Origin of the sequence: Loktanella sp. S4079 (assembly GCF_000967725.1) — a bacterium.
Lineage (GTDB): Bacteria > Pseudomonadota > Alphaproteobacteria > Rhodobacterales > Rhodobacteraceae > Yoonia.
Window position 1 is genome coordinate 1 of sequence record NZ_JXYE01000005.1, and the last position, 22,225, is coordinate 22,225.

The 22,225-nt window shown below is 52.5% G+C and carries 38 protein-coding genes; 2 read left to right on the forward strand and 36 right to left on the reverse strand.

The features are described from left to right. The first annotated feature begins 126 nt into the window (after nucleotides 1–126). Nucleotides 127–393, forward strand: coding sequence for an I78 family peptidase inhibitor (locus TW80_RS13035; RefSeq protein WP_045997886.1), 267 nt, complete (start codon nucleotides 127–129; stop codon nucleotides 391–393). A 120-nt stretch (nucleotides 394–513) separates the two neighbouring features. Here the strand turns inward: TW80_RS13035 and TW80_RS13040 are convergent, their stop codons facing one another. From TW80_RS13040 to rpmC, 21 genes are all read right to left on the reverse strand, one after another. After that, entirely contained in the window at nucleotides 514–1,086 is a 573-nt protein-coding gene (locus TW80_RS13040; RefSeq protein WP_045997887.1) for a hypothetical protein, read from the reverse strand. Between the two features lie 199 nt (nucleotides 1,087–1,285). Beyond that, nucleotides 1,286–1,705: a 50S ribosomal protein L17 gene (rplQ, locus tag TW80_RS13045; RefSeq protein WP_045997888.1), complete on the reverse strand. Its 420-nt coding sequence runs from the start codon at nucleotides 1,703–1,705 to the stop codon at nucleotides 1,286–1,288. A 134-nt stretch (nucleotides 1,706–1,839) separates the two neighbouring features. Further along, nucleotides 1,840–2,856, reverse strand: coding sequence for a DNA-directed RNA polymerase subunit alpha (locus tag TW80_RS13050; protein WP_045997918.1), 1,017 nt, complete (start codon nucleotides 2,854–2,856; stop codon nucleotides 1,840–1,842). A gap of 110 nt (nucleotides 2,857–2,966) precedes the next feature. Then, entirely contained in the window at nucleotides 2,967–3,356 is a 390-nt protein-coding gene (rpsK, locus tag TW80_RS13055; RefSeq protein WP_008236527.1) for a 30S ribosomal protein S11, read from the reverse strand. A gap of 14 nt (nucleotides 3,357–3,370) precedes the next feature. Next, nucleotides 3,371–3,739, reverse strand: coding sequence for a 30S ribosomal protein S13 (gene rpsM, locus TW80_RS13060; protein WP_045997919.1), 369 nt, complete (start codon nucleotides 3,737–3,739; stop codon nucleotides 3,371–3,373). 250 nt (nucleotides 3,740–3,989) lie between these two features. After that, nucleotides 3,990–4,634, reverse strand: coding sequence for an adenylate kinase (locus TW80_RS13065; protein WP_045997889.1), 645 nt, complete (start codon nucleotides 4,632–4,634; stop codon nucleotides 3,990–3,992). After that, nucleotides 4,631–5,971, reverse strand: coding sequence for a preprotein translocase subunit SecY (gene secY / locus TW80_RS13070; RefSeq protein ID WP_045997920.1), 1,341 nt, complete (start codon nucleotides 5,969–5,971; stop codon nucleotides 4,631–4,633). Before secY ends, TW80_RS13065 begins: the two co-directional genes overlap by 4 nt. Before the next feature lie 125 nt (nucleotides 5,972–6,096). Then, nucleotides 6,097–6,570, reverse strand: a complete 474-nt coding sequence (rplO, locus tag TW80_RS13075; protein WP_045997890.1) for a 50S ribosomal protein L15 — start codon at nucleotides 6,568–6,570, stop codon at nucleotides 6,097–6,099. Between the two features lie 232 nt (nucleotides 6,571–6,802). Then, nucleotides 6,803–7,027: a DUF1127 domain-containing protein gene (locus TW80_RS13080; RefSeq protein WP_045997891.1), complete on the reverse strand. Its 225-nt coding sequence runs from the start codon at nucleotides 7,025–7,027 to the stop codon at nucleotides 6,803–6,805. Between the two features lie 166 nt (nucleotides 7,028–7,193). Continuing rightward, complete coding sequence (locus TW80_RS13085; RefSeq protein WP_045997892.1) at nucleotides 7,194–7,631, reverse strand: GFA family protein; 438 nt, start codon at nucleotides 7,629–7,631, stop codon at nucleotides 7,194–7,196. A 157-nt stretch (nucleotides 7,632–7,788) separates the two neighbouring features. Beyond that, nucleotides 7,789–7,977 (reverse strand): 50S ribosomal protein L30, encoded by a 189-nt coding sequence (gene rpmD, locus TW80_RS13090; protein WP_045997893.1) that lies wholly within the window; start codon nucleotides 7,975–7,977, stop codon nucleotides 7,789–7,791. Nucleotides 7,978–7,990: 13 nt separating this feature from the next. After that, nucleotides 7,991–8,569, reverse strand: a complete 579-nt coding sequence (gene rpsE, locus TW80_RS13095) for a 30S ribosomal protein S5 (RefSeq protein WP_045997894.1) — start codon at nucleotides 8,567–8,569, stop codon at nucleotides 7,991–7,993. Between the two features lie 103 nt (nucleotides 8,570–8,672). Then, entirely contained in the window at nucleotides 8,673–9,038 is a 366-nt protein-coding gene (gene rplR / locus TW80_RS13100; protein ID WP_045997895.1) for a 50S ribosomal protein L18, read from the reverse strand. Nucleotides 9,039–9,049: 11 nt separating this feature from the next. Further along, the gene (rplF, locus tag TW80_RS13105; RefSeq protein ID WP_045997896.1) at nucleotides 9,050–9,583 is read right to left on the reverse strand and encodes a 50S ribosomal protein L6; all 534 of its coding nucleotides are present in this window, start codon (nucleotides 9,581–9,583) and stop codon (nucleotides 9,050–9,052) included. 9 nt (nucleotides 9,584–9,592) lie between these two features. Then, the gene (gene rpsH, locus TW80_RS13110) at nucleotides 9,593–9,985 is read right to left on the reverse strand and encodes a 30S ribosomal protein S8 (protein WP_045997897.1); all 393 of its coding nucleotides are present in this window, start codon (nucleotides 9,983–9,985) and stop codon (nucleotides 9,593–9,595) included. Nucleotides 9,986–9,997: 12 nt separating this feature from the next. Beyond that, nucleotides 9,998–10,303, reverse strand: a complete 306-nt coding sequence (gene rpsN / locus TW80_RS13115; RefSeq protein ID WP_045997898.1) for a 30S ribosomal protein S14 — start codon at nucleotides 10,301–10,303, stop codon at nucleotides 9,998–10,000. Between the two features lie 20 nt (nucleotides 10,304–10,323). Further along, on the reverse strand, nucleotides 10,324–10,887 hold the full coding sequence (gene rplE / locus TW80_RS13120) for a 50S ribosomal protein L5 (protein ID WP_045997899.1): 564 nt from the start codon (nucleotides 10,885–10,887) through the stop codon (nucleotides 10,324–10,326). Continuing rightward, entirely contained in the window at nucleotides 10,887–11,192 is a 306-nt protein-coding gene (gene rplX / locus TW80_RS13125; RefSeq protein WP_045997900.1) for a 50S ribosomal protein L24, read from the reverse strand. Before rplX ends, rplE begins: the two co-directional genes overlap by 1 nt. Before the next feature lie 2 nt (nucleotides 11,193–11,194). Next, a complete protein-coding gene (gene rplN / locus TW80_RS13130) occupies nucleotides 11,195–11,563 on the reverse strand; it encodes a 50S ribosomal protein L14 (protein ID WP_045997901.1) in 369 nt (122 codons plus the stop codon). 79 nt (nucleotides 11,564–11,642) lie between these two features. Beyond that, nucleotides 11,643–11,873 carry a 30S ribosomal protein S17 gene (gene rpsQ, locus TW80_RS13135; RefSeq protein ID WP_045997902.1) on the reverse strand — a complete coding sequence of 77 codons (231 nt, stop codon included), beginning with the start codon at nucleotides 11,871–11,873 and terminating at the stop codon, nucleotides 11,643–11,645. A gap of 3 nt (nucleotides 11,874–11,876) precedes the next feature. Beyond that, the gene (rpmC, locus tag TW80_RS13140) at nucleotides 11,877–12,083 is read right to left on the reverse strand and encodes a 50S ribosomal protein L29 (RefSeq protein ID WP_045997921.1); all 207 of its coding nucleotides are present in this window, start codon (nucleotides 12,081–12,083) and stop codon (nucleotides 11,877–11,879) included. A 275-nt stretch (nucleotides 12,084–12,358) separates the two neighbouring features. On the opposite strand from rpmC, the gene TW80_RS13145 reads away from it, so the two are divergent. Next, nucleotides 12,359–12,979: a TIGR02466 family protein gene (locus tag TW80_RS13145; protein WP_045997903.1), complete on the forward strand. Its 621-nt coding sequence runs from the start codon at nucleotides 12,359–12,361 to the stop codon at nucleotides 12,977–12,979. On the opposite strand, the gene TW80_RS13150 is transcribed toward TW80_RS13145, so the two are convergent. The 15 genes from TW80_RS13150 to TW80_RS17885 all read right to left on the reverse strand — a co-directional run. Next, nucleotides 12,976–13,596 carry a YdeI/OmpD-associated family protein gene (locus TW80_RS13150; RefSeq protein WP_045997904.1) on the reverse strand — a complete coding sequence of 207 codons (621 nt, stop codon included), beginning with the start codon at nucleotides 13,594–13,596 and terminating at the stop codon, nucleotides 12,976–12,978. The genes TW80_RS13145 and TW80_RS13150 overlap by 4 nt on opposite strands. Before the next feature lie 95 nt (nucleotides 13,597–13,691). Then, nucleotides 13,692–14,243: a peptidoglycan-binding domain-containing protein gene (locus TW80_RS13155; RefSeq protein ID WP_045997905.1), complete on the reverse strand. Its 552-nt coding sequence runs from the start codon at nucleotides 14,241–14,243 to the stop codon at nucleotides 13,692–13,694. A 140-nt stretch (nucleotides 14,244–14,383) separates the two neighbouring features. After that, the gene (locus TW80_RS13160) at nucleotides 14,384–15,076 is read right to left on the reverse strand and encodes a glycosyltransferase (protein WP_084625793.1); all 693 of its coding nucleotides are present in this window, start codon (nucleotides 15,074–15,076) and stop codon (nucleotides 14,384–14,386) included. 218 nt (nucleotides 15,077–15,294) lie between these two features. Beyond that, nucleotides 15,295–15,708, reverse strand: coding sequence for a 50S ribosomal protein L16 (rplP, locus tag TW80_RS13165; protein ID WP_045997907.1), 414 nt, complete (start codon nucleotides 15,706–15,708; stop codon nucleotides 15,295–15,297). Nucleotides 15,709–15,720: 12 nt separating this feature from the next. Further along, a complete protein-coding gene (rpsC, locus tag TW80_RS13170) occupies nucleotides 15,721–16,425 on the reverse strand; it encodes a 30S ribosomal protein S3 (protein WP_045997908.1) in 705 nt (234 codons plus the stop codon). Further along, the gene (gene rplV, locus TW80_RS13175) at nucleotides 16,425–16,805 is read right to left on the reverse strand and encodes a 50S ribosomal protein L22 (protein WP_045997909.1); all 381 of its coding nucleotides are present in this window, start codon (nucleotides 16,803–16,805) and stop codon (nucleotides 16,425–16,427) included. The genes rpsC and rplV overlap by 1 nt, the downstream gene beginning before the upstream one ends. Before the next feature lie 3 nt (nucleotides 16,806–16,808). Next, the gene (gene rpsS / locus TW80_RS13180; RefSeq protein ID WP_045997910.1) at nucleotides 16,809–17,087 is read right to left on the reverse strand and encodes a 30S ribosomal protein S19; all 279 of its coding nucleotides are present in this window, start codon (nucleotides 17,085–17,087) and stop codon (nucleotides 16,809–16,811) included. Nucleotides 17,088–17,089: 2 nt separating this feature from the next. Further along, nucleotides 17,090–17,932: a 50S ribosomal protein L2 gene (gene rplB, locus TW80_RS13185; RefSeq protein WP_045997911.1), complete on the reverse strand. Its 843-nt coding sequence runs from the start codon at nucleotides 17,930–17,932 to the stop codon at nucleotides 17,090–17,092. Nucleotides 17,933–18,115: 183 nt separating this feature from the next. After that, nucleotides 18,116–18,535 carry a hypothetical protein gene (locus tag TW80_RS13190; RefSeq protein WP_045997912.1) on the reverse strand — a complete coding sequence of 140 codons (420 nt, stop codon included), beginning with the start codon at nucleotides 18,533–18,535 and terminating at the stop codon, nucleotides 18,116–18,118. A 98-nt stretch (nucleotides 18,536–18,633) separates the two neighbouring features. Beyond that, nucleotides 18,634–18,930, reverse strand: a complete 297-nt coding sequence (locus TW80_RS13195) for a 50S ribosomal protein L23 (protein WP_045997913.1) — start codon at nucleotides 18,928–18,930, stop codon at nucleotides 18,634–18,636. Next, nucleotides 18,927–19,547 carry a 50S ribosomal protein L4 gene (rplD, locus tag TW80_RS13200; RefSeq protein WP_045997914.1) on the reverse strand — a complete coding sequence of 207 codons (621 nt, stop codon included), beginning with the start codon at nucleotides 19,545–19,547 and terminating at the stop codon, nucleotides 18,927–18,929. The genes TW80_RS13195 and rplD overlap by 4 nt, the downstream gene beginning before the upstream one ends. After that, nucleotides 19,537–20,274, reverse strand: coding sequence for a 50S ribosomal protein L3 (gene rplC / locus TW80_RS13205; RefSeq protein WP_045997915.1), 738 nt, complete (start codon nucleotides 20,272–20,274; stop codon nucleotides 19,537–19,539). The genes rplD and rplC overlap by 11 nt, the downstream gene beginning before the upstream one ends. 12 nt (nucleotides 20,275–20,286) lie before the next feature. Continuing rightward, complete coding sequence (rpsJ, locus tag TW80_RS13210; protein WP_045997916.1) at nucleotides 20,287–20,598, reverse strand: 30S ribosomal protein S10; 312 nt, start codon at nucleotides 20,596–20,598, stop codon at nucleotides 20,287–20,289. Nucleotides 20,599–20,763: 165 nt separating this feature from the next. Then, entirely contained in the window at nucleotides 20,764–21,894 is a 1,131-nt protein-coding gene (locus TW80_RS13215) for a hypothetical protein (protein WP_045997917.1), read from the reverse strand. A 211-nt stretch (nucleotides 21,895–22,105) separates the two neighbouring features. Continuing rightward, nucleotides 22,106–22,225 (reverse strand): EF-Tu C-terminal domain-related protein (locus TW80_RS17885; RefSeq protein WP_157033275.1); only part of this gene is annotated, 120 nt, incomplete at its 5' end.

A 22,225-nucleotide genomic window follows, 5' to 3' on the forward strand; every position in this document is an offset into this window, starting at 1 on the left:
ACAGCAGCGCGTGTTCGCATTCGTATTCTCCAATTCTTTTCGGGGACGATCCGCCATACAGCAAAAAACTGCAACCACGTGTTTCTAGGCCTTGCACATCTTTGCCAGTGAAACGCATGATGGGGTATGAAATATATCATACCATTTTTTGTTTTACTCGCGGCCTGCGCCCCGGCAGCACCAACACTTCCAACGGTCACCGAAGACAGCTGCAATGCCAACACCTATTCCGACCTGATTGGGCAGGATGCGACAGCGCTCGAAAAGGTGCTGATCTTGGGAATGGTGCGCGTGATACGGCCAGATGATATGGTCACAATGGATTTTCGCCCGGAACGTATAAACTTCCGCATCGACGATAGCGAAAAGATTAGCGCAATACGCTGTGGGTAACAGTGGTGCGACTGACTGATGTGATGCCGGAATTTTGCAATAGTTAGTCGTTCACATAAGCATGACCGCTTTTGATTTCTGATTGCTAGCAAAATAGAATCTACAAGAAATTCAATGCATTTATTCCTTTAATTTACCGCTACCCAGTTCTTGGCGCGCTAGATTTTTAATCGCTCGTACTTCCCCATATTGTTCTAGAAATTCCAACGTCGTCCGCTTCAATGGATATTTGTCAATTACATGCCGCTGCACAATCGAGTCACCAACTCGAACCGCTCTATCTAGGTTTTCATGAGAAGGATCAGCCCTTAAGGTTCGAAACAACGTGTATCGGTCGACGATCTTTGCCTCTGAAGGCTCGTTCATCTCGCGTCGGACCCTCTGGAACTGCTCGTCGCTCAGCCAGCTAGTTTTTAGGATATCATGCAGGATGGCCCGACCCATTGCCGGGTCGGCATCTGAAGCGGCGATCATTATACACTGCTGAAGGTCTTCATTACTAATCGTACCTTTGGCACCCCCAAAGGCCCGCCATGCGCTGAATCGATAATGTTCAGTGTTTCGGTCTGCATCGATCTTTGACCACTGCTGGCGCTGCACCTGACATATTTCGTCTGTTAAGATACCAAGCTCGATCCATTGATCTGTATACCCGAGGGTCTCTCGCGCCCAAATACTTTCGTCTTCGTTCATCGGCCCAACCAGTAAAATTATCTAAGAAGGTTAGCAGAAATTCTAATAGCACGCAGCCTTCACTGAACTAAGATCAATGCCAACACTGGCAGCGATCCTTTGCAATCGCTGCACGGCTCTATCAGGTTGCCAGCCGTTCAAATAAGAAGGGCCCCGCGAGTATCGCGAGGCCCCTCAATCTGGGTGAAGCTAAAGGAAATTAATCCTCGAGAGCTTCGAACTCTGCCAGGCGTGCTTTGTCTGCTGCGCCTTTTGCGTCGACGTCGCGGTCGACAAATTCGATGATCGCCATTGGTGCCATGTCACCATAGCGGAAGCCCGCTTTCATGATGCGGATGTAGCCACCTTGACGGTCTTTGTAGCGTGGGCCCAGCACTTCGAACAGTTTCGCAGTGTGTGCTTCTTGCTTCAGGCGTGCGTTTGCTTGACGACGCGCGTGCAGATCGCCGCGCTTAGCAAGTGTCACCAGCTTTTCAACAATGCGGCGCAGTTCTTTTGCTTTTGGCAGTGTTGTTTTGATTTGCTCATGTTCAATGAGCGAGCCAGCCATGTTCGCGAACAGCGCTTTGCGGTGCTCGTGGGTGCGGTTCAGGCGGCGGTAACCTCGTGCGTGACGCATTTTATGGTCTCCTTCAGATTTATACTTTGTCCAACGGTCTGATGCGTGCCAGCCGTATTATTGGGGCGGGATTGCCCGGGTGTTCCCCACATGTGTGGGCATAAAAGGGCGGACCCCAAGGTCCGCCCAAATTCTTAGAACTGATCTTCGAATTTCTTCGCTAGATCTTCGATGTTGTCTGGTGGCCAGTCCTCGACATCCATGCCGAGGTGCAGCCCCATACCTGACAGTACTTCTTTGATTTCGTTCAAAGACTTACGGCCAAAGTTTGGTGTGCGCAGCATTTCTGCTTCGGTTTTCTGGATCAGATCGCCAATGTACACGATGTTGTCGTTCTTCAAGCAGTTTGCAGAACGGACAGACAGTTCCAGTTCGTCCACTTTCTTAAGCAGAAGTGGGTTAAACTCGAGACCATCATCGTCGGCACCTGTTTGTGCTGATTCAGGCTCATCAAAGTTCACAAAGATCGACAGCTGATCCTGCAGGATGCGCGCAGCGTAAGCAACGGCATCGTCAGGCGTGATAGAGCCGTCAGTTTCAACCTTCATGGTCAGCTTGTCATAGTCCAGAACCTGACCTTCGCGGGTCGGCTGCACGTCATAGCTGACTTTCTTTACTGGTGAATAGATTGCGTCGATCGCGATCATACCAATCGGTGCATCTTCTGGCTTGTTTTTATCGGCAGAGACATAGCCCTTACCGGTGTTCACAGTCAGTTCCATGTACAGATCAGCGCCGTCATCGAGGTGACAGATCACGTGATCTTTGTTCAGAACTTCGATGCCAGCTGTTTCAGAAATGTCAGCTGCGGTCACAACGCCGGGACCTTTGGCCTGAACGGACAGACGCTTCGGGCCTTCGACTTCCATACGGATCGCGACACCTTTGAGGTTCAGAACGATGTCAGTTACGTCTTCACGTACGCCGGACACGGAAGAAAACTCGTGCAAGACATTGTCGATCTGCACAGCAGTGATCGCAGCACCTTGAAGCGAAGACATCAGAACGCGACGCAGCGCGTTGCCCAATGTCAGACCAAAGCCACGCTCGAGCGGCTCAGCAACAACAGTCGCCTGACGCATCGGGTCGTTGCCCGGCTTAACTTCCAATTGAGTTGGTTTAATCAACTCAGCCCAGTTCTTGTGGATCATGTGTCCCTCCATTCCTGTTTGCCCTCATGTCCAAAAGGCAAACGCCCGAGGTTTCAAAATGACGTATTGGGGCCGCGCATAATGCACGACCCCAAAGCGTTTGGGTGAAATTAAACGCGGCGGCGCTTTGGTGGGCGGCAGCCGTTGTGTGCCATTGGTGTCACGTCACGAATAGATGTGATGTTGAAACCAACAGCAGCCAGTGCGCGCAATGCGCTTTCACGGCCAGAACCAGGACCCTGCACTTCGACTTCAAGCGTTTTCACGCCGTGATCTTGTGCTTTCTTGCCTGCATCCTCAGCAGCCATCTGAGCGGCATAAGGTGTCGACTTACGCGACCCTTTGAAGCCCATTGTGCCAGCAGACGACCAAGAGATCGCGTTGCCCTGCACGTCGGAGATGAGGATTTTTGTGTTGTTGAACGAAGAGTTCACGTGAGCAACGCCTGCGGCGATGTTCTTGGAGACCTTCTTTTTGGTGCGTTTGGTATCGCGTGCCATCTGTCAGACCCTCCTTATTTCTTTTTACCAGCAATGGCCTTTGCAGGGCCTTTGCGTGTACGTGCGTTTGTGGATGTACGCTGACCACGCACAGGAAGGTTACGACGGTGGCGCAGGCCACGGTAGCAGCCAAGATCCATCAGACGCTTCACGTTCATTTGTGTTTCGCGACGCAGGTCACCTTCAACGGTGAGGTTAGCGTCGATGTATTCACGAACAGCCAACACTTCTGCGTCGGACAGTTCGTTAACACGGCGTGCGCGGTCAATTTTGACAGCTTCACAGATTTCTTCGGCTTTGGCTGGGCCAATACCGGTGATATATGTCAGGGCGATTGGAACCCGCTTTGCAGTCGGGATGTTTACGCCGGCAATACGTGCCACGTGTGCAATTCCTTTTTGTTGCGGGTCCGTCATTCCAGACCCTTTTTTCACAACGCAAGCCCGAAGCGATGCGCCCGGGCTTAAGTCATATCAAGGTAGTCGATAGTGTCATGGGTGCGACCCGTTAACCATCTATTGATTCCCTTACGGGATGGCGTTGTTTAGGGGGCATTTCCAACCGGGTCAACCCACCTAAGCATGCGCGATGGATTTTCTAGAAAATCCATCTTAGGCGTAAATTTCGAGAAATTTACGCCAATGCCGCAGAAATGCTGCTAGCGACCTCATCCATGCTGGCAAGGCCATCCACAGATTTCAAATCGCCTTTGGCGTGATAATAGCCGACCAGAGGACTGGTTTGCTTGTAGTAAGCCATCAAGCGTGTACGCAAGCTGTCTTCGTTATCGTCTGCGCGCCGCTGAAAATCAGATGCACCGCAGTTTGTGCATTTATTATCAGCCGGAATTGGCTTTGTGGTGTCGTTGTAGACTTCACCACAGTTGCCGCATGTCGAACGCGCTGTGATCCGGTCAACAAGCGCCTCGTCGTCGACTTGCATCTCGATCACGCAATCCAGGTTTTCACCCATATCCATCAGCAAACGGCCCAAAGCATCAGCCTGCGCGAGTGTGCGAGGGAAACCGTCAAAGATATAGCCCGCTGCGCCGTTATCCGCCTCAAGCTGTTCCCGGATCAGGCCGATTACGATCTCATCGGTCACCAAGTTGCCAGCGTCCATTACGGCAGCAACTTTTTTACCCATCTCAGTCCCGCTGGTCCGCGCGGCACGTAACATGTCCCCAGTGCTTAGTTGCACCATGTTTCGTTCTTCAACAAGCTTGCGTGCTTGTGTTCCCTTGCCCGCTCCGGGCGGTCCCAGCAGAATTATGTTCATCGACGCGAAGGCCCCTTACGTTTATTTGCACTACGCTTACCGCGCAGCTGAGATTTTTCAATCAGACCTTCGTATTGATGCGCAACGAGGTGCGACTGAATTTGTTGAATCGTATCCATGCCCACAGACACGATGATCAACACCGAAGTACCGCCAAAATAGAACGGTACAGAAAGCTGCGCGCGGATGATCTCGGGCAAGAGAGCAACGAGCGCGAGGTATCCCGAACCCAACACCAGAATGCGCGTCACAACGTAGTCCAGATATTCCGCAGTCTTTTTACCGGGGCGAATGCCAGGCACAAAGCCGTTCTGGTTCTTAAGGTTGTCCGCCACGTCTTCGGTCTTGAACGCGACTTCACGGGTGTAGAAGTATGTGAAGAAGATGATCATGCCCCCAAAGAAAATCAGATAGAGCGGCTGACCCGGCCCAAAGAGCGCCAGAATGGTCGACATAACGGGGCCAGAGCTACCGCCACTGAACGTGCTGATTGTCGTTGGCAACAACAGCAGTGCAGAGGCAAAAATCGCAGGGATCACGCCAGCAGGGTTTACCTTGATCGGCAGATGGCTAGACGAGCCGTCATAAACCTTCATCCCGCGCTGCTGACGAGGATATTGGATGTGCACTTTACGCAGCGAACGCTCCATAAAGACAACAAAGAGCAGCACAACACCGACCATGAGCAGAATTCCGATAATGGTCACCGGGCTGATCACGCCGGAGCGGCCCTGCGCGAGGAACTGCGCCAAAGCGGCAGGAATTTCGGCGATGATGCCAACAAAGATGATCAAAGAAATGCCGTTACCGATGCCACGCGCTGTGATCTGCTCACCAATCCACATCAACAGCATGGTGCCGCCTACGATAGTGATCACACAGGACGCACGGAAGAACAGGCCCGGATCGGTCGCGAAACCGCCAGCCTCAAGCCCGACGGACATACCGTAGGCCTGCACAGTTGCCAGCAAAACCGTACCATAGCGTGTGTACTGCGTCAGTTTGCGACGCCCCTGCTCGCCCTCTTTCTTGAGGTTCTTAAGAGGCTCCCACATGGACCCAAGCAGCTGCATCACAATCGACGCAGAAATATATGGCATAATTCCGAGGGTAAAAATCGCCATCCGTGACAACGCGCCACCAGTGAACATCGACAGGATACCGCCAATGCCGCTCGCGGCTTGTTCCATAAATTCACGCAATGCGATCGAATCAATGCCCGGAACAGGGATATATGTACCAAGGCGGTAAACCATCAGCATACCGATGGTGAACAGAATGCGTTGACGCAGTTCTGTTGCCTTTCCGAACGCGCTCCAACTGATGTTGGCTGCCATTTGTTCTGCTGCAGAAGCCATTTGGGTCTCTTTTCATGCTAAACGCCGCCAGACGGTTTCCCGTTGGCGGCGTTTGGGAAAAACTTGCAAGAATATGTAAGCGACGATTCCGCCGCTCACAAGCCTTACTCTGCCGCTGCGACAGTTGCGACGGTCAGAGACCCGCCAGCTTTTTCGACAGCTTCGACAGCGCCCTTAGAAGCACCAGTTACGACGATGGTTGCTTTGGCGTTAAAGTCACCTTTTGCCAGAACGCGGATACCGTCCTTTTTGCGACGCACCAGACCGGACGCGATCAGCGCATCTTCGGTGATGTCTGCTTTGATGTCGATCTTGCCTTCGTCGATGAATTTCTGGATTAGGCCCAGGTTCACAACAGCAAATGCCTTGCGGTTTGGCTTGTTGAAGCCACGCTTTGGCAGACGCTGGTAGATCGGCATCTGGCCGCCCTCAAAGCCTTTGATCGCTACACCGGAACGTGACTTTTGACCCTTGATACCACGGCCACCGGTCTTACCCATGCCGGAACCAGGACCACGGCCAATGCGTTTCTTACGCTGTGTTGCGCCTTCGTTGTCGCGAAGTTCATTCAGTTTCATGTCGCTTCTCCTTTTGCCGGAACTGACCCCCAGCGACGGGAGCGGTCAAACACGGCGTTACGTTGAATCAGGCCAACATGACCCGACCAGCGGCGTATAGACGGATGAAGTCGACGGATCAAGTGGCTAGAACAGCCGGATCCAGTGCCCGCGCGGTTTTGCCGCGCAGATGTGAAAACGCCGGGCGATTGTTCACCCGGCGTTCACACTCGTTACGATATCTATCGATAACTTATTTGTCGCCGTAAGCGGCCTGTGTTGCCACATCGCGGATCGCAATCCGAGCGACACCAATATCAGCCAATTCACGGTCAGACATAGCGCTGAGTTGACCCATGACTTCGCGGTATACTGCGCGGCGCGCAGCGGCTGCTTTGAGCCCCGCCAAAGTTTCATTCAACATGCGACCGAATGGGTTCGCAGTCGCGTTTTGTAGTGTTGCGTTCACATATGCCATTGTATTTTCCTTTCTCGTGCGTCGCCCATATTTCGCGCTGCGGTCAGTCGCGGGGCCTTGAAATCCTTGAGCCCAAGATACCCGCCACGTAGCGCTAGAACAAACGCAGGTTCGGAATTGCTGCTATGCAGCATTGGCATGTCGCAATGAATGAATACCCGTTAAATCAACTCGGCGTCGGCCATACAAAGTCTGCACGCAGCGCATCACTCACCGGACGTCCATCATCTGGGCGCGGCAGGCCCGTCGCCGGGTCATAGAATGCGTGGTAGGTCGCCGCCGGGAATGACGGGTCATAGCCCATCAAATTCGGCACGATGACTCGGATACGGCTTTGTTTGTCGTCCAGCATAATCGGCGTCCCACATTCACCGCATGTACACAGCTCAAGCGGGCCATCAGGATTATTGGCGTTGAACGGCTGCCGCTTTAGCCCATCAACATTGTCCACGACCAGATCTCCATGACGGAAAAAGGCGACATGCGTTGTCGCTTGGCCCGTTACGTTCTTACAGACCGAGCAATGGCAGGTATGGTTATCGATCGGGTCGGCATCAGAATAGGTCTTAATATGATCACAGCCCCCGGAAAGTTTATGAGACATCTTATCCTCCTCTAAATGTCACGCGGGCATCAGGGCACCACGCAAAAAGATCGGAGCATAGAGGGGCGATTCGAGCGATACGGACTTTAGCATTAAGACAAAAGCAAAAACGCCCCCGGAAATCCGAGGGCGCTTTGAAAAATCTAGCAGAAAAAGCTTAGCCTTTTTCTTCGATGATTTCGACCATGTGGCTGATCGAGTTCACCATGCCGCGAACAGAAGGTGTGTCTTCCAGTTCACGGGTGCGGTTCATTTTGTTCAGGCCCAGACCGATCAGCGTAGCACGCTGTTTAGCGGGACGACGGATGGGCGAACCCACCTGCTTAACAACAATCGTTTTTGCCATTGTTCAGGTTTCCTTACGCTTCAGCTGTTTCAGCAGTGGCGGCGGCAGGTGCCTCGTCACGCTTTGGCAGGATGTCAGCAACTTTTTTGCCGCGACGCTGTGCGACGTTGCGTGGAGATTGCTCTTTGGCCAGACCATTCATGGTGGCGCGGATCATGTTGTATGGGTTTTGCGAACCAATCGATTTGGACACAACGTCTTGAACGCCGAGCATTTCGAAAACGGCACGCATTGGACCACCGGCGATGATACCAGTACCAACTGGAGCGGTACGCATCACAACTTTACCGGCGCCGTGACGGCCTTCCATATCGTGGTGCAGCGTACGGCCGTCGCGCAAAGGTACGCGGATCATCTGACGCTTCGCTTGCTCAGTCGCTTTGCGGATCGCCTCAGGGACTTCTTTCGCTTTACCTTTACCAAAGCCTACGCGGCCTTTTTGGTCGCCGACTACGACGAGCGCAGCAAAGCCAAAGTTCTTACCACCTTTAGTGGTTTTAGAAACCCGGTTGATCGCGACCAGACGGTCAGCGAACTCAGGAGCTTGTTCTTCACGGTTGCGGCCACGGCCGCGGTTTTCACGTTCTGCCATAAAAGGCGTCCTTTATATCGTTGGGCTATCGCCCGTTTTTCCAATCGCGGTGACCAACGGCCCCGGATCATCGAGAGGGCCCCGTGCTGGGGCCCTCTACAATTTAGATTTTCAAACCGCCTTCACGCGCAGCGTCGGCCAGGGCCTTGATCTTGCCGTGAAAGAGGAAACCACCACGGTCGAAGTATGCAACTTCGACGCCAGCTTTCTTTGCGCGCTCTGCAATTGCAGCGCCCACTTTGGTAGCAGCTTCGATGTTGTTCTTGCCGACCACGCCCAGTGCTTTCTCGAGAGACGACGCAGATGCGATTGTCACACCTTTGACGTCGTCGATCAGCTGGACGCTGATGTTTTTGTTGGAGCGGTGAACCGAAAGACGCGCACGTCCTTGGTTGGCTGTAACACCCCGCAGTTTGTTCCGAACGCGCATACGGCGTTTCAGAAACAGAGCTCTTTTGCTGTTTGCCATTGTCGCGTTCCTTACTTCTTCTTGCCTTCTTTGCGGAAGATGTATTCGCCTTTGTACTTGATGCCTTTGCCTTTGTAGGGCTCTGGCTTACGCCAAGCGCGGATGTTCGCCGCGACCTGACCAACAAGTTGCTCGTCGATACCTTCCACTGTGATTTCGGTTGGCTTGGGGGCTGTGACAGTCACACCCTCAGGCACTTCGAAGTTCACATCGTGGCTGTAGCCCAGTGACAGTTTCAGGACGTTGCCCTGCATCTGTGCACGGTAACCAACACCTGACAGCTCAAGCTCTTTCTTGAAACCGTCAGAAACGCCAGTCGCAAGGTTTGCAACCATTGTGCGGCTCATGCCCCACTGCTGGCGTGCGCGCTTGGACTTGCCGCGTGGCTCTACAGTGACAACGTTACCATCAACAGTGATGGAAACATCATCAGTGGCTTTGAAGGAACGGGTCCCTTTAGGGCCTTTTACTTCAACAGTCTGGCCGGACACAGACGCAGTAACGCCTGATGGCAGCTCAACTGGTTTTTTACCAATACGAGACATGTTATCTCCTTAGAATACAGTGCAGAGCACTTCGCCGCCAACGTTGGCTGCACGTGCGTTTGCATCCGACATCACACCCTTGGGGGTGGAGACAATCGACACACCCAGGCCCTGACGGACAGATGGGATGTCATTGGCGCCAAGGTAAACGCGACGGCCAGGTTTAGAAACCCGCTTCACTTCACGAATAACTGGGGCACCCTCGTAGTACTTCAGCTCGATTGCAAAAGCGGGGTGACCGTCTTTGCCATCTTTCTTTTCGTAACCGCGGATGTAACCTTCGTCAGAAAGCACGTCCAGAACCCAACCACGCAGTTTAGAAGCAGGTGTTTCCACCGTCGCTTTACCGCGCATTTGGCCGTTACGGATGCGTGTCAGCATATCACCGATAGGATCGTTCATCTTGTGCTCTCCTTACCAGCTTGACTTAACCATGCCGGGGATCTCGCCATTGGAACCAAGGTCCCGCAGAGCGATACGGCTGATTTTAAGTTTACGGTAGTAGGCGTGTGGACGCCCGGTCAGCTGACAACGGTTGTGAAGACGCGTTGCAGAAGAGTTGCGTGGCAGTTTTGCCAGCTCAAGGGTCGCCTTGAAACGCTCTTCTACGGGCTTCTCTTTGTCGTTGATGATTGCCTTCAGCGCGGCGCGCTTTTCAGCGTACTGGGCCACCAGCTTTTCACGCTTAACTTCGCGTGCGATCATGGATTTCTTAGCCATATCTAATATCTCCCTAACGCTTAGCTGTTGAAAGGCATGTTGAAGTGCTTCAACAGTGCTTTTGCTTCAGCGTCAGTGTTCGCTGTGGTGCAGATGACGATGTCCATGCCCCAGTTCTCATCGATCTTGTCGAAGTTGATCTCGGGGAACACCAGGTGCTCTTTCAGGCCTGTGGCGTAGTTGCCGCGACCGTCGAAAGATTTGCCAGAAACGCCGCGGAAGTCGCGGATACGTGGCATAGCAACTGTGATCAGACGATCCAAGAATTCGTACATACGATCGCCACGCAGGGTAACCTTAGCACCCAAAGGCATGTCTTCACGAACGCGGAAACCAGCGATGGATTTCTTAGCGCGTGTTGTCATGGCCTTTTGACCAGCGATGGTTGTCAGATCTTCCTGAGCGGATTTTGCTTTCTTGCTGTCGCGGACAGCTTCTGCACCGCAGCCGATGTTCAGGACGATTTTGTCCAGCTTCGGGATCTGCATGTCGTTCTTGTAACCGAACTCTTCTTTCATCGCTGTGCGGATTTTAGAAGTGTATTCGGTCTTCAGACGCGGGGTGTAGTTTGCGGTATCAAGCATTAGATCGCATCCCCTGTTGTCTTGGCATAACGAACTTTGTTGTCGCCATCCATACGGAAGCCAACGCGAGTCGCTTTGCCATTTTTGTCAACGATTGCCAGGTTGGACAGTTGGATCGGCATCGCCTTTGGCGTGCGGCCACCCTGTGTCGCCTGAGATTGCTTCACGTGACGAACGGCCATGTTCACGCCGTCTACGATCGCTTTGCCAGCTTTAGGGTCGATGGACGAAATAGTGCCCTTCTTACCTTTGTCTTTACCAGCGAGAACGATCACGTCGTCACCTTTACGGAGTTTAGCAGCCATAGTTACAGCACCTCCGGAGCAAGCGAGATGATTTTCATGAAGTTTTTCGCACGCAACTCGCGAACAACTGGCCCAAAGATACGTGTACCGATTGGCTCGCCGTTGTTGTTCAGGATAACAGCAGCGTTGCTGTCAAAACGAATTGCTGTGCCGTCTTCACGACGAACTTCTTTTGCGGTGCGTACGACGACGGCCTTGCGGACGTCACCTTTCTTTACGCGGCCACGTGGAATGGCTTCTTTCACCGATACAACGATAATGTCACCGACACTCGCGTAACGACGATGTGAGCCACCCAGAACCTTGATGCACTGAACACGGCGTGCGCCGCTGTTGTCAGCAACATCCAGATTGGTCTGCATCTGGATCATTTGGTTTCCTTCCGACCTATGAGGTATTCCCGATTTCCGTCCGGGGCCCCAGGGTTTCGATTATACTGTTCGTTCCGCCTTAAGAGGCGATGACTTCCCAGCGTTTTGTTTTCGACTTTGGCGCACATTCCTGAATGCGGACTGTATCACCAACATTGAAAGCATTGTTTTCGTCGTGAGCACGATATTTCTTGGACTTACGAACGGTTTTCTGAAGCAGTGGGTGCTTAAAGCGGCGCTCAACAGAAACTGTGACTGTTTGTGCGTTTTGGTTGCTAGTTACAACACCTTGCAGGATACGCTTAGGCATGGATTAAGCCTCCGATGCCGCTGAAGCGGCCTTTTCGTTCAGAATAGTTTTCACCTTCGCAGCGTTACGACGGGCGTTACGGATCGCAGCTGTGTTTTCCAGCTGGCCGGTCGCCTGCTGAAAACGCAGGTTGAAGGATTCTTTTTTCAGGTTCACCAGCTCTTCACGAAGCTGATCGGGCGTCTTGTCCCGCAGTTCAGTGGCTTTCATGCCATTTTCCTTTTTCAACATCACCGGCAGGCCGCACACGTGCGTGACCCGATTCCCGGTGGAGTGGGTCTAGAAGTGCGCCATTTAGACCCCATCCTCCAATAAAGCAACCCCTTTAGACTAAAGGGGATCAAAGTATCGGCGAATACCAAGCCATTAGTCCTGATATCGCGCCTTTGATCCGCGTTTGCCGTGTCCCGGCCTTGATCCGGGACCTCTGGTTTGTCCTCGCACGCCCTCTCGCAAAAATAAACAGCCTAGGCTATGCAGGCCGCATGACTCAAATCAGATCCCTCTTTGCGACCCGCCTCTATCATGCAGCCCTGTCCGATCACGGCGACATTGACCCGGCTGAACTGGAAAACTCTTGCCTTGTCATCGCCGATGATGATGAGGCCGGCCAAGACTGGTGCGAAGAGCACGGTTATCCGGGCTACACATCTTATGCGTCACTAACGGACCTGCCGTGGCGCTTTCCTATCTTTGCTGACCTCGTCAAAGCGCTGGATGCACATGTGGCTGAATTCGCCAAAGATCTGCAATTCGATCTTGGGGACAAAGAACTCAAACTCGAAGACATCTGGATCAACATTTTGCCTCCGGGCGGGATCCATACTGGCCACATCCACCCCCATTCCGTCATTAGCGGCACCACCTACGTCGCCATGCCCGAAGGTGCCAGCGCGCTCAAGCTCGAGGACCCACGCCTTCCGATGATGATGGCAGCCCCAACCCGCACCAAAGATGCCCGCGATGAGCTGCGCCCATTCGTCTATGTGAAACCAGCGGTAGGTGATGTGTTGCTCTGGGAAAGCTGGCTACGCCACGAGGTTCCCATGAATATGGCCGAAGAAGAAGAGCGTATCTCTGTCAGCTTTAACTACAGCTGGGGCTAACGCTCCAGTGCACCCTTGCCCGCGATGATCTTGTCACGGAATTTCGCAATGCGGGCAATGCGTGTTTCGGTCTTTTTCGCTTGGTTCAAATTGAACGCATAGCTTTTTTGGCGGCCCGGCGTCAGGGCGTGAAATGCCTCGGCCAACTCAGGGTCGTTGTCCAAAGCATCCGTCAACTCATCCGGCACGTCCACTTCGCGCACGATCTTTGGCGGCTTGATACCCTGTTCAGCGTATCCCATCAATTCGGCCAAGAAGTCGCGAATAATAGGCGCGCGCGCGACCACTTGGGCAGGATCATCAAACCGCATCATTGAAGGTGTCTGGCTATTGGGCCCCTGTGGTTCAAGCTCTGAACCGGCATCCTTCAGTAAGCTCGCATTCATAAAACTCAGGCGAAAGTCATTCCGAAACGCGCCAAAAATGGCGATGTTGCGCCCGGCGTGCATATAGCATGGGTGCCCCCACTTGGCCGTTTCCGTTAGCCCGATACCGCGACAAATATCACGTAACGCGCTCAATCCATCTCGCCAAATTTGCACGGCACACTCTGGTGTATCAAAGCGCGCACAACGGTCGCAGCCTTTGGCAAAATAGACATTAGGGTCAGTGATCATGGCTGGGGCAATCCTTGCGAATACTCGCAATAAATCACTGTCCACTCAGCAATGCAAAATGAAAACCCCCGCAGCTAGGCTGCGGGGGTTCGGGATCAAGAGAACCAACCTTTCATCTTGCCCCAAACTGATTTCTTCGGCTCGGGCTCTGCCGGTGCTGCAGCAGCAACAACATCACCACCATCCAACTCTGGCAACGGCTCTTCTTCAAAGTGCTCTTCGTCAGGCTGAACCGCCGCCTTTTCCACGACCTCTTCGGTCACGACGTCGGCAAACGTATTCAGTTTAGCCAAGGTCTGAGGTCCGGCCATGCCGTCGGCATCCAGACCATTTTCCGCTTGGAACGCCGCAACAGCCTTTGCCGTACCAGCGCCGAAAATGCCGTCTGCACCAATACCCAGTCCCTCTTGGAGCTTCTTCACCTGCGCACCACGGGAACCTTTGCGCAGTAGGATCAGTTCGGGCAACCCAATGGCTGCAAACGTATCAGGCCCAGCAATCCCATCTGCGCTCAGTCCGTTCGCCGCCTGCCAATCCTTGAGAGCCTTCTCGGTGCCGGGGCCAAAGTCCCCATCCGCAGCTACGCCCAGTTTTGCCTGCAACCGCTTTACCGGCGCGCCCTTTAGACCTCGTTTCAAAATGGACATGTCTTTTTCCCCGCTTAATTCGCAAATTCCATGCAGCGCTAGGCCACGATCATAGCCTACGGGTGTTTTTGAATGAGTTTGAGGGGAAAACATAAGGCGTTGGCACCATGGACTTTACGACCAACAAATTTGCCATGCGTCTAGGAATGATCAACCGGCCAACGGCCGAAACGCTCCTGTCGAACTTTCAGCCCCCGCGCGCGCGCATTCGCACGGTACTTTGATTGGCGCATCCGCTCCAACTTAGCTTCGATCCGCTCCCTAAGCGTCGTACTAACCCCACGTTTATACGATGCACATGTAGAGCCAAACATTTGCTTCGCATAAACCTTCCCGTCTCCGGCATACACGCGACCGTCAAAATGGACAGGGATCATTGTGTGCGACGGAAAGATAGTAATCTTCGGCGTTAGTCGTTCGATCATTTCCGCAACAAACAAATTCCCCGTAGACTGCCACGGTTCAAGCATCGTGATGGGATCCATCTTTGCCAGCTCATCAATTAGAGCCTTTACAAAATCATTACCAGGCTCACACGCTAGGATCGGTGAGACCAATTTACCTCGCAAGAATTCATTTTCGTAGATGGTAAATACTTCGCCTTCTCGGAAAAGCTCATCGGTATTCGATAAACAGATCGAATCCGCACCGGGGAGCAAACCACCTTCGCGATACAAAATCTCATAGCGCATCAAGTCTGCGGCACCAGCGTACTGACCGCGCTTGAGGTATTCGTCAATTTGCGGGCGTGTCAGAAACTGTGTCTCTTCGAGGTATTGATTGTCAAACAACCGATACTGCCACTGGGGATGGTGTTCCATCCACGTTTGCATCCACTCATTAGGAGGCTGATTTGGGCCAATCCAAATGTGACCCAGCTTGCGCGGTATTGCTAAATCCACCAGACTACTCTCCCCCAAACTAAACACTACGGAACAAACTTAACCGTACCAACACACGCGAACCACCACATAAGCAAATACCCCCACAAACGGAGTTTGCGGGGGTACTATAATTTGGATTCGATTTTATCAACCGAGTTTCGTGAGACTTACCAGTCTTCGCGAACCACTGTACGTGTTTTGATCGGCAGTTTCATCGCAGCAAGGCGCAGGGCTTCGCGTGCGATGTCTTCGTTGACGCCGTCGATTTCGAACATCACGCGGCCAGGCTTGACCTTACATGCCCAAAAATCAACAGAACCTTTACCTTTACCCATACGAACTTCGATAGGCTTCGAAGTAACAGGCAGGTCAGGGAAGATACGGATCCAAACACGGCCTTGACGCTTCATGTGACGCGTCATGGCACGACGAGCGGCTTCGATCTGACGCGCGGTGATGCGCTCAGGCTCAAGTGCCTTCAAGCCATATGTGCCAAAGTTCAGATCCGAACCGCCTTTTGCCAGACCTTTGATCCGGCCTTTGTGCAGCTTACGGTGTTTTGTACGCTTTGGTTGTAGCATTTACCTTGCTCCTTAGCGACGGCCAGCGCCACGAGGGACGGAACCCTCTTGCAGCTCTGCGTGTTTACGGTCGTGCGCTGACGGATCGTGCTCCATGATATCACCTTTGTAGATGAATACCTTGATGCCGATGATCCCATAAGGTGTCATCGCTTCGAACAGTGCGTAATCGATGTCGGCACGCAGTGTGTGCAGAGGCACGCGGCCTTCACGGTACCATTCAGTACGCGCGATTTCAGCACCACCAAGACGACCAGCGAGGTTCACACGGATACCCAGTGCGCCCATGCGCATTGCGTTTTGAACCGAACGCTTCATAGCGCGGCGGAACGAAACACGACGCTCAAGCTGCTGACCAATGGATTCAGCAACAAGTGCAGCATCCAGCTCTGGCTTGCGAACTTCGACGATGTTCAGGTGCAGTTCAGATGTTGTCAGTTTGGAAAGCTTCTGACGCAGACCTTCGATGTCTGCACCTTTCTTACCAATGATCACACCTGGACGGGCAGCGTGGATCGTCACGCGGCACTTTTTGTGCGGACGCTCGATGATCACACGGCTGATACCAGCCTGTGCACATTCTTTCTTGATGAAATCCTTGATCTTCAGATCTTCAAGAAGAAGGTCACCATAGTCTTTGGTGTCAGCATACCAGCGGCTATCCCAGGTGCGGTTGACCTGAAGACGCATACCGACGGGGTTTACTTTGTTACCCATTATGATTGCTCCTCAACTTGGCGAACCACAATTGTGATTTCCGAGAATGGCTTGATGATCTTGCCGAAACGGCCACGTGCCCGAGGGCGACCACGTTTCATGATCAGGTTTTTACCGCAATATGCTTCGGCAACGACCAGTTCATCAACGTCGAGGTTGTGGTTGTTTTCAGCGTTGGCAATCGCCGACTGAAGGCATTTCTTCACGTCGTCAGAAATCCGCTTCTTAGAGAAAGTCAGGTCAGTAAGAGCCTGCTCAACTTTCTTACCACGGATCAGTGCCGCAACGAGGTTTAGCTTTTGTGGCGAAGTACGGAGCATGCGCAGTTTTGCACGAGCTTCGTTATCAGCCACGCGGCGGGGATTTTTATCCTTGCTCATGGCTTATTTCCGCTTCGCTTTTTTGTCAGCTGCGTGACCGTAATAGGTACGAGTTGGAGAATATTCACCAAACTTCTGACCAATCATGTCTTCAGTGACGTTGACAGGGATGTGCTTCTTGCCGTTGTAGACACCAAATGTCAGACCAACGAACTGAGGCAGGATTGTAGAACGGCGCGACCAGATTTTGATCACTTCGTTGCGGCCGCTTTCGCGCGCTGCCTCGGCTTTTTTCAGCACATAGGCATCCACAAAGGGGCCTTTCCAGACGGAACGAGCCATAATTACCGACCCTTCTTCTTGGCGTGACGCGAACGTACGATAAGACGCTGCGACGCTTTGTTTTTGTTACGGGTACGCTTACCTTTGGTGTCTTTACCCCAAGGTGTCACAGGCGTACGACCACCGGATGTGCGGCCTTCACCACCACCGTGAGGGTGGTCGATTGGGTTCATCGCAACACCACGCACAGATGGGCGGATACCCTTGTGGCGCATACGACCAGCTTTGCCAAAGTTCTGGTTAGAGTGGTCAGCGTTCGAAACAGCACCAACAGTTGCCATGCATTCCTGACGAACCAGACGCAATTCGCCGGATGACAGGCGGATCTGCGCATAGCCACCGTCACGACCGACGAACTGTGCGTATGTACCAGCAGCACGAGCGATCTGACCGCCCTTACCGGGTTTCATTTCGATGTTGTGAACGATTGTACCAATCGGCATGCCCGAGAAAGGCATCGCGTTACCTGGCTTAATATCAGCCTTGGCAGATGCGATCACCTTGTCACCTACAGCCAAACGCTGAGGAGCAAGGATGTAGTTTTGTGTACCGTCTTCGTACTGGATCAGCGCAATAAATGCGGTCCGGTTCGGGTCATATTCAATGCGAACAACAACAGCGGACATGTCCAGCTTGTTACGCTTGAAATCAACGATACGGTAAAGGCGCTTTGCACCCCCACCAATGCGACGCATTGTGATCCGTCCGGTGTTGTTCCGGCCGCCCGATTTTGTCAGACCCTGTGTCAGGGACTTAACTGGACGTCCTTTCCAAAGCTCCGAACGGTCGATCAGCACCAGTCCACGCTGGCCCGGCGTCGTCGGCTTATACGACTTAAGTGCCATGTTAGCTTCTTCCGTTTGCTCTGTCGGTCCCAGATGGGACCTGTGGTTAAAGGGCCCCGAAGGTCCCCGTAGTCAAAACCAAATGACCCCGGAACGAATCCGGGGTTGTCTGGATGGGCGGTGTATAGGGGGGATGAGAATGGCTGGCAACCCTTAACTCTATAGGGATTTCGCCTTGAACACCTACGTATTCAGCCCATTCGGATTGATTGGCCGGAGAATGATCACAACAAAGCCCAAAGCCAAGATACTATGGACGACGAGCGCACCCAAACTCAGCGGGTTCTGATAGACCTCAAAGGTTGGCGCAGCAGTGAATATACTTCCCAATGCGCCCAACCCATGGAACACGGCAAAACCCATGGCAATGACACGCGCTGCACGTGATGACACGCCCGGCCCGAAGATGACAACAAGCCCGAGCACGCCCAGTGCAATCAACGCCGCACCCATAAACCGAAAGGCTATCGTAAGCTGCACAGATTGCGCAGCAACTTCAATGGCGGACTGGCTGGACGAAGCGCCAGAAACATATGCGCTAAGCCCGAACAGCAGCTCAAAACCGCAGTGGATGATAAATATCACAAGAGCAAATATCCGCATAGCAGCCCCCATTTTCGCTATGATGCTACGCGCGTCGGCTCAAAAACAAAAGGCCCCCGGTTTCACCGAGGGCCTTTCGAATGTCGTGCAAACTAACCTTACAGGCCAGTTGATACGTCGATCGTGTTGCCTTCTTCCAGCGTCACGTAGGCTTTTTTGACGTCGTTACGTGTACCGATTTGGCCACGGAAACGCTTCACTTTACCTTTAGTGATCGTGGTGTTTACAGCTTTGACCTTTACACCAAACAGAGCTTCAACAGCTTGCTTGATCTGCGGTTTGTTGCTGTCGATCGCAACTTCGAAAACAACAGCATTGGCTTCAGAAGCCATTGTTGCTTTCTCAGTGATGATCGGCTTGCGGATCACGTCGTAGTGTTCTGCTTTTGCGCTCATGACAAACGAGCCTCCAGTGCTTCAACACCTGCTTTAGTCAGAACAAGAGTGTCAGACTTCAGGATGTCGTAAACGTTCGCACCTTGTGAAGGAAGAACGTTCAAGGTTGTGATGTTAGCAGCGGCCTTTTTGAAGTCAGCGTTGACTTCTGCACCGTCGATAACCAACGCACGCTTCCAACCCAATGCGCCAACCTGTTTGGCCAGAGCAGAAGTTTTCGCGTCTTTCACGTCGATGTTGTCAACAATGACCAGCTCGCCTGCTGCCACTTTCGCGGACAGAGCGTGCTTCAGACCCAGCTTGCGGAACTTTTTAGTCAGATCGTGCGCGTGGCTACGTGGGGTTGGCCCCTTGTAGATACCACCCGAACGGAAGATCGGAGCACCACGGGAACCGTGACGTGCGCCACCAGTACCTTTTTGGCGGTAGATCTTCTTGGTCGAGTAAGACACTTCGGAACGACCAAGCACATCGTGTGTACCAGCCATTGCTTTGTTACGCTGCCAGCGAACAACACGGTGCAAGATGTCCTTGCGTGGCTCAAGACCAAAGATTTCGTCGTTCAGTTCGACGGAACCGGCTTTACCACCGTCCAGTTTGATTGCATCAGCCTTCATTGTTTTCGCCTCCCTCAGCTGGGGCCTCGGTTTGATCAGCTGCAACAGCAGCAGAACGCAGACCAGCAGGGTACGCAACGCCTTCAGGAGCAGGTTTCTTAACCGCGTCCTTCAGTGTAACCCAGCCACCTTTGGAGCCAGGAACAGCGCCTTTAACCATGATGATACCACGGTCAGCGTCGGTCTTAACAACTTGCAGGTTTTGGGTTGTGACTTTCGCCGCACCCATGTGACCAGCCATTTTCTTGCCTTTGAAAACCTTACCAGGATCCTGACACTGACCAGTCGAACCGTGCGAACGGTGAGAGATCGAAACACCGTGTGTCGCGCGCAGACCACCAAAGTTGTGGCGCTTCATCGCACCGGCAAAACCTTTACCGATAGATGTACCAGACACGTCAACGAATTGACCTTCGAGGTAGTGATCAGCAGACAGCTCAGCGCCGACTTCGATCAGGTTTTCTGCAGCAACGCGGAATTCAGCCAGCTTACGCTTAGGCTCAACTTTCGCAGCAGCAAAGTGGCCACGCATTGCTTGGCTTGTGCGCTTTGCTTTGGCTGTGCCGGCACCCAACTGAACAGCAACGTAGCCGTCTTTTTCAGCTGTACGCTGTGCAACAACTTGCAGGTTTTCAAGCGAAAGAACGGTCACAGGGATCTGCTTGCCGTCTTCCATGAAAAGCCGGGTCATGCCGACTTTCTTTGCGATAAGTCCTGTACGGAGCATCTAAGACCCTCCTTAAACAGAAATCTGGACGTCAACGCCCGCAGCCAGGTCGAGCTTCATCAGCGCGTCCACTGTCTGTGGTGTTGGGTCAACGATGTCGAGAAGACGCTTGTGCGTACGGATCTCAAACTGATCGCGAGATTTTTTATCAACGTGTGGACCACGCAGAACAGTGAACTTTTCAATCTTGTTCGGCAGTGGAATTGGACCACGTACAGAAGCGCCAGTGCGCTTTGCTGTGCTAACGATTTCCTGTGTGCTTGCATCAAGCACCCGGTAATCAAACGCCTTTAGGCGGATACGGATGTTTTGGCTCTGCGCCATAGTCATCACCCTTTATCGAGGGCCTAGATCGGAGAGGAAGAATGACGACCACCGCCACCCTTCATCGCGTCTTTTACCCAACAGAAAAAGGCGCGCAAAGCGCACCCTAAGTTGGATTTGCGCCGTATAGGGGGAGTCGCAGAGTGTGTAAAGGGGGGAATGTGCTTAACTATCAGCTTTATAGCTTCTGCACTTTCTGATACCGATACCTGCCAGGCGCAACCATCCAAATATTGCCAACAGGAAAAAAGCATACGTCGTCGTCGCGCTCTTAAAGTTCACAACCCTTCCCGATTTTCCATTAGTAGATGCATACCTCCAGACGGTGTATTCACGCCTCCACCACGGTAAGGCTAAATTGGCCAATTCGTCATATGAGTAATGGACAGAAAGAAACTGCGATTCACTGCCTGCCACAGCGAATCGTCTATCCGTAAGAAAGTCCACCTCAAAGTCGACAGCATAGTCAAAGTCAGAAACCGCAATTCCGACACCATTGACAGGTTGATATCCTCCGACCCCGGCTGGCACCTCAATGGTTTCATAAATATACCTAGCGATAGGCTTCCCAGTCATATTTTGAAAACAAATGTCCCTGTACGTATCCTTTATGCAGGCGTTAAATTCCGAGAGTAAATTGTCGACATCCGACACCACGCTTACCTCTTGCCCATTACGGGTCTCCACCTCATACTGCAGAATTGGAATGGCAACGCTGGCGTCAAATATCCGCGTAACGCCGGATGGTATCGTTTGGGGAATCTCAAACGCTCCGCCAACCAAAGTCGATGGATCACCCCGATACGAATGAAAACTTCGCTCATCGCTCCCACGCGCCAAACGTAATTTATCAGAATAGTAAAATGTAGGAACAATTGAGTCGACCGTAGCCGTTACTTCGCCAGAGTTCTTAACTCTGCAATGCACTGGCACGTAAACATATATTTGTCCAACCTGATAATCGCTACCGGGATCGCATTTAAGCAATAGCTCTAGCCTATCCCCCCCTTGAATAAACGTAAAAACAGAAAACAACGCCATTAAAGTCGAAAGGCCGGCAGCGTACAAACCCACTGGCTCTTTAATATCTTTGACTTTTATCTGTATCCACAGAAACAGGCTTATCAAATGCTTCAACCAAATTCGCACAATTGGTGAAACCACTTTGGTCAAATATAGCAAACCCGCAATCAAACCGGAGCCAAATAGAACGAAAACTATCCAATTGGGTGCGAGAACCTTTAAAATTAAGACCTCTGAAAATATAACATACTCGTGCAACTCAATTCCGAACATGCACCACAAACCTTCATTGCTATTTTAGAAACAAATTAACCGGCTAGTCATTTAAACAAAACTCTAAACTAACCAACGCAAAAGGCCGCTTCTTTCGAAGCGGCCTTTCGTTTATTGAGTAACTCCTGAGTGGGTTCTCGGTGATTGCTTCGCATTCACCTGCCACTCACGCGGTGCGTTTGCGGCCCTAGGGCCGCAAGCCGCTCCGGAATTATTCGACGATTTTAGAAACAACTCCGGCGCCGACTGTGCGGCCGCCTTCGCGGATCGCAAAGCGCAGGCCGTCTTCCATCGCGATTGGTGCGATCAACTCTACGTTGAACTTCAGGTT